Annotated in this window: 1 protein-coding gene; it reads right to left on the minus strand. The window is 65.5% G+C overall.

All coding sequences use genetic code 11. The features are described 5' to 3' along the window. Positions 1–684: HAD-IC family P-type ATPase (locus A9X04_RS32405; RefSeq protein WP_156764456.1), on the minus strand; the 684-nt coding region annotated here is incomplete at both ends.

Here is a 684-nt window from a genome sequence, read left to right on the forward strand (position 1 = left end):
GAAGTCGAACAGCGAGCTGATCGGTCCGAAGATCAGCATGAACCGGCGGATGAACGCGACGTTCCAGTGCGACGGCGCGTGCAGCTGCTCGGCGTCGACCCTGTCGGTGGGGATCGCCAGCTGCGAGGAGTCGTATAACAGGTTGTTCAGCAGGATCTGGCTGGGCAGCATCGGCAGGAACGGCAGCAGGGCCGATGCGGCCGCGGCGCTGAACATGTTCCCGAAGTTGCTCGACGTGCCCATCAGCACGTACTTGATGGTGTTGGCGAATATGCGCCGGCCCTCGGCGACGCCGGTGGCCAACACACCGAGGTCCTTCTCCAGCAGCACCACGTCGGCGGCGTCCTTGGCCACGTCGGTGGCGCTGTCCACCGAGATCCCCACGTCGGCGGCGTGCAACGCCAGCGCGTCGTTGACCCCGTCGCCCAGGAAGCCGACGGCTCGCCCCTCGCGCCGCGCCGCGGTGATGAGCCGCGCCTTCTGCTCCGGCGAGATGCGGGCGAAGATGGTGTAATTCTGTGCGGCGTGCTCGAATTCTTCGTCGCCGAATTGTTCCATCTCCGCGCCGGTGATGGTTCCCTTTGAGGCCAAACCCAAGTCGGCGCACACCTTTTCGGCCACCCGCGCGTTGTCACCGGTAGCGATCTTCACCTCGATGCCCAGATCCGCGAGCTGGGTTAGGGA

It is taken from the genome of Mycobacterium sp. E3247, assembly GCF_001667785.1.
Taxonomy (GTDB): domain Bacteria; phylum Actinomycetota; class Actinomycetes; order Mycobacteriales; family Mycobacteriaceae; genus Mycobacterium.